Source organism: Arachidicoccus sp. (genome assembly GCF_050436765.1).
In the GTDB taxonomy this organism is placed as follows: domain Bacteria; phylum Bacteroidota; class Bacteroidia; order Chitinophagales; family Chitinophagaceae; genus Arachidicoccus.
In genome coordinates this window covers 1-9,987 of sequence record NZ_JBNQGD010000192.1, presented here as the reverse complement: position 1 = coordinate 9,987, position 9,987 = coordinate 1, and the positions used below count along the sequence as shown (strand labels likewise).

Below are 9,987 nucleotides of genomic sequence, written 5' to 3'. Positions count from 1 at the left end.
TAAGTACAGAAAATTCCATAAAATCAATGATTTCAATTAAGGGCTCTTGGAGCTGTTTGAGTCCTGTAAAAGGAGCCAAGACAGGAAGATTATAAATTTTCATTTTGATAACCACCGCCCGGACTATTCATAAAGATATAAGAAGAGCATTCACATATAAAGCGATCTGCACGAACAGTCTCAATAAGAATATATGATTAACCACCCCTCTCATTCTTTGATGCCCGAATCGCGGTGACATAATCTTGAATAAGGTTTCCTTTCTCTTAGAAATTTACAGTCGCTCCTCCATCTACGGGAAGAATGACTCCTGTAATGTATTTTGCAGCATCAGAGCTTAAAAACACTGCGGCATTTCCAATATCCTCCGTCTTCCCAAAATGATCCATAGCAATTCTATTGGTAATTTTTTCTTTGCGGGGCGGATCTTTTTCAACAGCATTTAAAAACATATTAGACTCTATCCATCCCGGCGCTATGGCATTTACTCTAACATTATATTGAGAATATTCTGTCACTAATGCATTCACCAAACCGGTAATTGCCGTTTTTGATACGCCATATGCCACTACCCTATCTATGCCAAACAACCCTGCCATAGAACCAATCATGATAATGGAACCGCTTCTGCGAGCTAACATTTTGCGAGCACATTCTCTTGTAATACTAAAGACACTCAGCAGATTAGTTTGTATAATTCGTTCAAAGTCTGAATCGCTGGTATCCTGTGCCCAGGCTTTGTGATGTATTCCGGCATTGTTTACTAGAATATCGATTGCTCCAATATTTTTTTCAATATCCTCTATTAACGATGGTATTTTTTCCTTTTCGGTAATGTCGTTCACTATATAATATGCATTCTTCCCCAATGCGGAAACAGCTTCTTTCAATATTTCCTCTCGCCGTCCAGTTATCACAACCCTTGCTCCCGCTTCAAGTAAGGCTTTTGAAATACCTAATCCGATTCCCACGCCACCACCGGTTACTAATGCCAATCTCCCTTTTAATGAAAATACATCTAATCCCATGCTTTTATTTTATTTCAGTTAAATATTCGTCTAAAAAGTTAAATCCCCAACCAGGCAAATCATGCGGCTTAGCACACCCATCCTGAAGAACCATTGGATTGTCGATTAACGGATCTACCCAATCAAAGGATTCTGCTCCAACACCATTGGAAATGGTACATAACAGCGGTACATCATAATCTTTGTAATAATGTGGCATCACAGGGAGATGAAAGCTTTTAGCTAGCGCTGCACTTTCCCGCCAAGCTTCAACACCTCCAATCCGCACAATGTCGGGCTGCCAAATATCAAGCGCACTACGCGTGACAAGCTCACGCAGTGGTAACGTATCATACTCTCGTTCTCCCATGGCAAGAGAAATACCTGTTTGATTTTTTAATACCTGATAGGATTGAAAATCCTGATGGTGCACTGGTTCTTCAAACCAGTTAATATTCAACTTTTTGGCCGCATTAGCTAGCTTCAAAGCAGCAGGCAAGTTCATTCCCTGATTGGCATCCATCATGATATCAACCTTATCCCCGACAGATTGGCGAACTATCCTTAGTCTTTCTATATCTGTCTCAACTTTAGGCGAACCCACTTTTATCTTAACGGCTTTAAAACCACGATTTGCATAACCTGTTACCTCTTCTACCAATTCGTCGATAGTGTAAGATAACCACCCGCCGCTTCCATAAATAGGAACAGTTTTTTTATGCGTACCCAAGATATAATGTATAGGTAGCTTTAAATACTTACCCCAAGCATCCCACATAGCTATATTTATCGCCGCTTGTGCCCATCGTAACAAACCCTGATTGCCAAAATATTCACTCAAATCAGCTAGCTTTTTTGCAACGATGCCGGTTTCGTGAACATGATGTCCTTTGACAACTGGCAAAGCATCCTTCAGCGCTCCTATAATTGCATTGGGTGAATACTGAAAGGATAATAAATAAGATTCTCCTACAATACCATTCTCTAATTGTAAGCGCAAAACAATAAACGAAATTTCACTAAGTGTATGTGTTGCATCGGCTATTGGCTTTTGGAGCTTAGTTGATGCTTTATAAATCTTAGCTTCCCTAATTTCAGTACCCTTTTCAAAAGAGATTCCTTCCTTCATTTTTCTTTTTAATTAATTTACACACAATGCGACAAAAGTAGATAGTAAAGGAAAGATTTAATACAACGAAACTGTCAAACAATTATAGCATATTATCGTATCTACTCCACGAACGGCATCTTTTTTAATTCGATAAAATTTTGTGGGTATAGTTTATGTATCTGTGAAGTTTTGTAATCCTTAATATTTTCGAAGACATATTTCAGCCCACCCGTAGGGATTGACTTCATTTTTTGCAGATAGCAAGAGGAATAAATACAGGTTGTCCTCTGTGCTGCATCTCGTGAACCCGCAAAGCGGTTCTTTTTCTAACGGTCTAATGTAAAGCTGTTCATAAAGCCTATCTCCACGTCTATTTTTTTTCTAGATTTTTATACTACGGTAGTTTTGTACTCTTGCTTTATGTAATTTCATTTTATAAGGTTCTAATGTTTAGGGTCTGTCTGTCTTTTGGCTTGCAGGAACTCATAGAAAGGCATCCAAAAAGCCCCTTTTAGAGACCCCGCATTGCAAGTTACGCTTCGGGGTTTGCAGTATACTTTATTGTTTGTGGTATTTTTTTCAAAGCAGCCCACTCGCAATCTTTTTCTCATTCGCAATTGTTTTGCGATTACAAGATAAGTCATTCCATTTACAAATAACAAAAAAGCCAATCGCTCGATTGGTCTTTTTGTTATTTAGAAAATTATTTCGCTCCTTTATTATTTGCCAAGATTTTTTTGTGTAAGCCCTCTATACGATGATGAAGATCTATATAATACTTATTCTTCTCTTTGGTAAGTCTGCCTTCCAGTTTGTAGCATTCTTCTACAATACCTAATAAGTCTTTTTTTGTTTTAACAGTTAACAGTGAGCAGAAATCAAGATTTAAATACTGCGTTAAAAGTAGGATTTTGTCCCACCCCGTATAATGCTCGGCTCTTTCAATTCTCCCAATATTAGTATTGTTCGTTTCAACCAAAATTGCAAATTGTAACTGAGATAAGCCTTGCTTTAACCTGCCAAGTTTGATTGATAGACCAATATAGATATTTACCAATTGAAGCTCTTCTTCACTGTATACTTTCATTAGGTAAATATTTCACTTATTCAGAAATTTATTCGACACAAATTTGTATTGAATAAATATTTTCCTTATCTTTGCTTGTCTTTTATAGGTTATAATGTATTTTGCGATACTTCTTTTAAAATATTAAAGCAGTTCGCTTTGAATCTCGGCTTGAAAATTGACACTTTTTGAACACACGAGAGGATAAGTAGAATAGCTCACGACCCGGGCGTGGGCTCTCTTATTCGTGTGTAGGGCGTGTCAACCCTTCAAGTCGGTAAGTAGAGTTCCACGCCTTTTATGTTGTGATGCTCGCGTGTGTGATTCACTTACCATGAGATTCATCCATAACATGGATGTTTCTTTTTTTGATATATAAAACATACTTTCTAATTGTCATCGGCCGCGTGCAGGCGCATCTGCAGCGTAGCATCGAGTGCTTGTCTCAAGGCATCTCTTTCTATATTCTATATGCCTGCATGCCGCGGGCGCCTATTTGAATTAAAGCGGGTAATTGGCGGGTGGGGCGGTTCTTTCATGTGCTACCGTTCTGCCTGCATTGCCCGCACCCCGGCCATTGCAGGTGTTACAACAAAAATAAAATCCAACATATAGGAATAAAAGTCTTGTGCATCTCAATGGCAATTATATTTCATAATTGCTAAAAAAATATTATGCACAAAAAAACGATATTCTTCGTACTGGCCTTGCTATGCTTAGCATTCAACAGCTTTGGACAAACAGAAAAACCAATAAAGCCATTATACATAGACGGTGTACTACCCAATTTAACTTTCCAACATGTCATCAATTATAAGGACAGTACGGCAACAGTCTTGGATTTTCAAGGTCCGCAATATAAACTTGTTCTCTTTGATTTTTGGAGTACACATTGTACAGTTTGTATTAGCCAATTCCCTAAAGAAGATTCTTTACAAAGAGCCTATAATAATCAGTTACAGATTGTACTGGTCACAGATGAGCCCAAACAAAAGATTATCAACTTTATCGCTAAATGGGAAGCGCAACATCATGTTAAATTATCTATGCCGATAATTGTTGCTGACACATTATTGCAACAATACATACGCCGTTATTTTGAACCCAATTACGCGTGGATAGCACCGGATAACCGGATGATTGCACAGACTTCAGAAGACTTCGTCAACAAGGAGAATCTCGAAATCGTTTTAAAAGAAATGAAAAAGCTACAAGCAATAGAAAGCGTCTATATAAAGGCAATGCATCATTCTAGCACAATTAAATCCCCACTTTAAAACATCCGCCATAATGAACAAAATAAAAAATCTATTCTGCATACTGCTATGTTTAAGCTCACAACAGCTGATAGCACAAAATAACCATAACATTCAAGGCACTATTAAAGATGCAGCAACCAATGTGACTGTTACCAATGCTACGATACACTTACTGCACAGAAAACACTCCGTTATCAGCAATGCTGATGGCGATTTCGCCCTTAACGCATCTAGTGGCGATACGCTAGTTATTTCAAGGGTCGGTTATCTTACGCAAAAACTAGCAGTTGGCCAGTCCACTTTTTTTACTGTATTATTAGCGCCAATCAATACATCACTAGAAGATGTTACCATTAATACCGGTTATCAACAGCTAAAACCCAATCAGGTGAATGGTTCTTATGTGGTCATTGATAACAAAATGCTGAACCAACAAACCGGTCTCAATATTTTAGATAGATTGAACGGGGTGACCAGTAGTTTATTGTTTAATGTTGGCAAACAGAATCCCAATCCACAAAATAAAACAGGCATTACCATACGCGGCTTAAGTACCATCAACGGGCCGTTAGATCCACTCATTGTGGTAGATAATTTTATCTACGATGGGGACATCAACAACATCAACCCAAATGATGTACAGAGTGTGACTATACTAAAAGACGCCGCGGCAGCCAGTATCTGGGGTGCAAGAGCCGGTAATGGCGTTATTGTCATTACCACCAAGAAAGGTAAATTTAATCAAAAGCTGCAGGTGGATTTTAATAGTGATGTCATCATGACTTCCAAACCGGACCTGTTTTATCAACCGCAGATATCTTCCTCGGATTATATTGACTTCCAACAATACCTTTTTGGTAAAGGTTTTTACAACAGCCAGCTGAGCCGGTCTACTCGTCCGGCAGTAGCACCTGCTGTACTCATTTTTAAAGAAAAACAGCAAGGTCTTATCTCAGCTGCCGATTCTACCCAAGAGATTGACGCGATGAAACAAAACGACAGCCGAAGCCAGTATGAGAAGTATTATTATCAGGAAGGAGTTACGCAGCAATATGCACTGAACCTTAGAGGAGGCAGCCAAAATATCGCATGGCTTATATCGGGAGATTATGACAAGGATATGACTAATCTCAGTGCAAAGTATAATAAGATCAACTTGCGCTTTGAGAATACCTACAAGCCCATAAAAAATATGACAATTAACGCAGGGGTGTACTATACCAATAGCAATAACACCAATGGATTACCTTCTTATAACAGCCTAATATCCCTCAACGGCACCCAACAAGTACCTTATCTCCATATCGCAGGACTAGGTGGCGCATCGATAGCGGTGCCCTATGCTTATAACACCAACTACCTAGATACAGCAGGCGCAGGTAAATTATTAGATTGGAATTATTACCCGCTTACCGATTACAGACACAATACCACTACCACCAATACAGAAGAGCTCTTAGCTAATATAGGCCTGGATTATAAAATTATCAAAGGCCTGGACTTGAATTTACGCTATCAATATCAGAAGCAAAATGTGCAATCAAATAATATCGCTGATACTTCCAGCTATTATACCCGCAATCTTATCAACACTTTTAGTCAGTTAAACAGGCAGACAGGCGTGGTTAACTATACTGTCCCCTTAGGCGGCATTTTAAACAAGTCTTATTCTTCGCTCAACTCTTATAATTTCCGTGGACAATTAGACTTCAATCGAAGCTTTCATGCCGTCAATCAGATCAATGCCATTGCCGGAATGGAAGTAAGAAGCGAATGGTCAAATAGCAGCTATGGTGTATATTATGGCTACAATGCTGATCCTCTAACCTACACAAGTAATATAGATTACTACAATCGTTATCCAACCTTTACCGGCAGCAAGGCCTATATACCTGGCACCTCTACTATTACGGCAACTGACAGTCGCTTTGTTTCTTTCTTTTCCAATGCTTCTTACACTTATAAAGACAAGTACACCTTGTCGGGCAGTATGCGTAGAGATGGCTCCAATATCTTCGGCGCTAACACGAATGATAAATGGAAGCCTTTGTGGTCTATGGGACTGGGTTGGAATCTATCCAAAGAAAATTTCTATAAAATAAACTGGTTGCCTTACTTGAAGCTAAGTGCTACTTATGGAGTCAGCGGCAATGTGGATTTAACTAAAACAGCTTTACCTGTAGGCAATAAAAGTATCAATACGATTACCGGGTTCCCCTCAGAAAGAATCACTTACATTAACAACCCAGACCTTAGTTGGGAAAAAAGCTATCAAACTAACTTTAAATTAGATTTTGCGACAATAAGAAATATCTTCAGTGGCACACTGGAATACTACCATAAGAAAGGGACAAACTTATACGCGCCCATTCCTTATGATTATACTACCTGGGGACTCAGTTCTACTATCACTGCCAATGTAGCCGATATGAAAGGTAATGGTGTGGATGTCACTTTACATAGCAATAATATTAATCGTGGCTTTAAATGGACAACGGACTTTTTATTTGATTACAACAACTCTATCACCACAGCCTATTATACGACTACCGCTACCTCGGATTATTATCTGTTACAAGGAGGCAAGACCATTAACCCCATTATCGGTAAGCCATTATATTCCATCGCGGCCTATAAGTGGGGCGGCCTGGATGCACAGGGAAATCCACAGGGTTATATTGGTGACACCTTGAGTATCGATTATGCAGCCATAGATGAGAATGCGTCTCAAAGAGGGCTAGCCAGTGGAAGCTTTGTATATGTTGGGCCCTCAAGTCCGACCGTCTTTGGTTCTTTAATGAATAGCTTTTCCTTTAAAGGCTTTGCACTGTCTTTCAATATCATTTATAAATTTCATTACTATTTATTTAAACCGGCATTATCTTATTATAATCTGGCAAATAATGGCACATCAGGCGTTGATTATGATAAACGCTGGCAAGGGCCCAGTGATGAAACCAAAACCAATGTACCATCTTTTGTTTATCCTTTGAACAGCCAACGCGATGCATTCTATGATGGTTCCGATATCAACGTGATTAAAGGAGATCAAATTCGTTTACAATTTATTAATCTATCTTACTCTTTGCCTACCAATAGAAAGGATCTGCCTTTTCGGTCCTTACAACTTTATTTGAATGCAGCAAATATTGGCATCCTCTGGCGGGCCAATAAAGATCATATAGACCCTGATTATGTAAACAACATTCCTAATTCAAAGACATATACCATTGGAATCCGGGCTAATTTTTAATCTTTTAAATACAAAATGACATGAAAACATACTTTAAGGATGGAAAGGGGATTAAATATTTAATAGCGATTTGCTCTATCGCTTTCACGATAATACTTAGCTCTTGTAATAAATATTTAGATAAGAAGTTCAACAGTTCCCTTGTTACCCCTTCAACGCTTTCTGACTTACAGGCACTGCTGGACGACGCAGGCAACATGAATCAGCAACGCACTGCCTGTTTCGGGGAGGTGTCTTGCGATGAATATTTTTTAAGGCCTGCCGATTACGACGGTTTAGATAACGGTAACCAGAAAAGATATACATGGCGCTATTATTTTTTTGGTACCGGTAATGATTGGTCTGCTTGTTACCTGCCCATATACAATACGAACCTTGTATTAGATCTAATCAAAAATATTCCCCCCAATTCTGCCAATCCAGAAGCCTGGAATAATGTAAAAGGGTCCGCACTGTTTTATAGGTCTTATTATTTCTTGCAATTATTATGGGACTACGCAAAAACGTATGATAGTACCACGGCAGATAAGGATTTAGGGATCGCGTTGAGGTTGACCTCTGATTTTAATACTCCTTCTGTCAGAGCGAGTAATCAGCAAAGTTATCAGCGCGTTATTGAAGATACGAAAGCATCTATACCATTACTGCCCACCACGCCACGCCAGGTCATGCGTCCTTCTAAAGCGGCTGCCTATGGGTTACTTGCCAGATGCTATTTATCAATGCGCGATTATCGCAATGCCTTGCTTTATGCAGATTCCTGCTTACAAATCAAAAACAGCCTGATGGATTATAATGGTGATGCTGAGATCCCGACTGGCATTACCGCAAACGTTCCTTTCACGCAGTTCAACAAAGAAACTATTTTCTACACAGAAATGAATTCGTATTTCTATATCTACCTAACGTCCATAACAAGCTGCATGGACACGAGTCTGCTTAAGTTATACGATCAGAATGATTTACGGCTTCCTGCTTATTATTCAGTCAACACAGATGGTTATAGATCCTTTAAAGGCTCCTATACGGCTAATAACTATATTATGTTTTCGGGTATTGCCACGGATGAAATGTACCTTACTCGTGCGGAATGTTATATCAGAGAAAATCAATTACAAAAAGGTCTGGATGATTTGAATACTTTACTGGCAAAGCGCTATAGCACCGGAACATTTAGTCCCCTTTTCATTAGTTCACAACAAGCCGCTTTAGATACTGTTTTATTGGAGAGGAGAAAAGAATTGGTGATGCGGGGAATGCGTTGGATGGATTTAAAGCGTCTGAATAAAGAAGGCGCAAATATTATGCTCAAAAGAGTAGAAAACGACGGCACTTATACTTTGCAACCTAATGCAAACTATTATGCATTACCGCTTCCGGAAGATATTGTTCGGTTAACGGGCATGCCTCAGAATCCGTTATAAAAAGAAGACTGCCCTTATGGTATAAACCAAAGGGCAGTCTCTTTTAAACTTCCAATAAGTCGTTAATTTGATTTATTGGAAATGGTGGCATCTGTGCCTGCATCCGTACCACTTACATAGGCGACATTGGGAGAACTCTCTGTTGCGCTAATGTTGATAGAGGCATCTAACGTAGGGGAACCGGTAGGGTCATCTACATAACTTTCTGGAACCTGCAAGCCACAAGCTTTGACATTTGTTCCATTACAGGATGTGGATGATGTATAGCTCCAATTGGCCACATTTTCCACATTCGCTGCCGAATACGGATGCAAACCACTTGGTGCATTATACTGAAAAGTATACATGGTTTCACCACTCTTGTTTACTGGCGCTTCTTTGAACGCACTGGTGGCCAGGACCAGGGCTACCCCTAGTGCTAATCCGCACGTGGGTAGGATTTTTATTAGTCTCATGTTCTAATATTTTTTTGTTTATAATTCAATTCAATTCCAATTCGTCCGGCAACTGATTTTATTTTACCGCGACTCCGGTTTTAAATTCGCTTACTCTTTTTACGGGTTTTGGGCTTTCTTCCCGTTGTTATATGCATATAGATTCTAGCCAGGCCGTCGCCTGTACTGTGCTGTAGTAATTGTTTTTTTTGTGTGCAGATACCAACCGGTAAAGCTGATAAGGGTAAAAAATAGATTGAATACTAAATGTCCTTTCCACCGTAGTTTGCCAATGATGCCTGCACAGGAGCAGGGGATGTCACCAAATGCACCGCTGAGGGCCAGCAGTACATACAATGTAAAAGCGGCCATTAAAACGGAAGAGAGGACAAAACCGCTTTTATTTGTTCTTTGAAAGTAGAGTAATAAGGCT

8 protein-coding genes are annotated in these 9,987 nt (G+C 39.3%); 3 read left to right on the top strand and 5 right to left on the bottom strand.

The window, feature by feature from the left end; translation table 11 throughout:
* Positions 1-266: 266 nt before the first annotated feature.
* The 3 genes from ACQR30_RS08370 to ACQR30_RS08360 all read right to left on the bottom strand — a co-directional run bounded on the left by ACQR30_RS08370 (position 267) and on the right by ACQR30_RS08360 (position 3,205).
* Positions 267-1,028: an SDR family NAD(P)-dependent oxidoreductase gene (locus tag ACQR30_RS08370; RefSeq protein WP_429733974.1), complete on the bottom strand. Its 762-nt coding sequence runs from the start codon at positions 1,026-1,028 to the stop codon at positions 267-269.
* Between the two features lie 4 nt (positions 1,029-1,032).
* Positions 1,033-2,136 carry a mandelate racemase/muconate lactonizing enzyme family protein gene (locus ACQR30_RS08365; RefSeq protein ID WP_429733972.1) on the bottom strand — a complete coding sequence of 368 codons (1,104 nt, stop codon included), beginning with the start codon at positions 2,134-2,136 and terminating at the stop codon, positions 1,033-1,035.
* A gap of 685 nt (positions 2,137-2,821) precedes the next feature.
* Entirely contained in the window at positions 2,822-3,205 is a 384-nt protein-coding gene (locus ACQR30_RS08360; RefSeq protein ID WP_429733970.1) for a helix-turn-helix domain-containing protein, read from the bottom strand.
* A gap of 653 nt (positions 3,206-3,858) precedes the next feature.
* Here ACQR30_RS08360 and ACQR30_RS08355 point away from each other — a divergent pair.
* The 3 genes from ACQR30_RS08355 to ACQR30_RS08345 are packed head-to-tail and all read left to right on the top strand — an operon-like array spanning position 3,859 to position 9,120.
* Positions 3,859-4,461, top strand: coding sequence for a TlpA family protein disulfide reductase (locus tag ACQR30_RS08355; RefSeq protein ID WP_429733968.1), 603 nt, complete (start codon positions 3,859-3,861; stop codon positions 4,459-4,461).
* Positions 4,462-4,474: 13 nt separating this feature from the next.
* Positions 4,475-7,696: a SusC/RagA family TonB-linked outer membrane protein gene (locus tag ACQR30_RS08350; RefSeq protein ID WP_429733966.1), complete on the top strand. Its 3,222-nt coding sequence runs from the start codon at positions 4,475-4,477 to the stop codon at positions 7,694-7,696.
* Between the two features lie 20 nt (positions 7,697-7,716).
* A complete protein-coding gene (locus ACQR30_RS08345) occupies positions 7,717-9,120 on the top strand; it encodes a RagB/SusD family nutrient uptake outer membrane protein (RefSeq protein ID WP_429733964.1) in 1,404 nt (467 codons plus the stop codon).
* A gap of 62 nt (positions 9,121-9,182) precedes the next feature.
* Here ACQR30_RS08345 and ACQR30_RS08340 read toward each other — a convergent pair whose 3' ends face one another.
* Complete coding sequence (locus tag ACQR30_RS08340) at positions 9,183-9,575, bottom strand: hypothetical protein (RefSeq protein WP_429733962.1); 393 nt, start codon at positions 9,573-9,575, stop codon at positions 9,183-9,185.
* 144 nt (positions 9,576-9,719) lie between these two features.
* Positions 9,720-9,987: MauE/DoxX family redox-associated membrane protein (locus tag ACQR30_RS08335; protein ID WP_429733960.1), on the bottom strand; the 268-nt coding region annotated here is incomplete at its 5' end.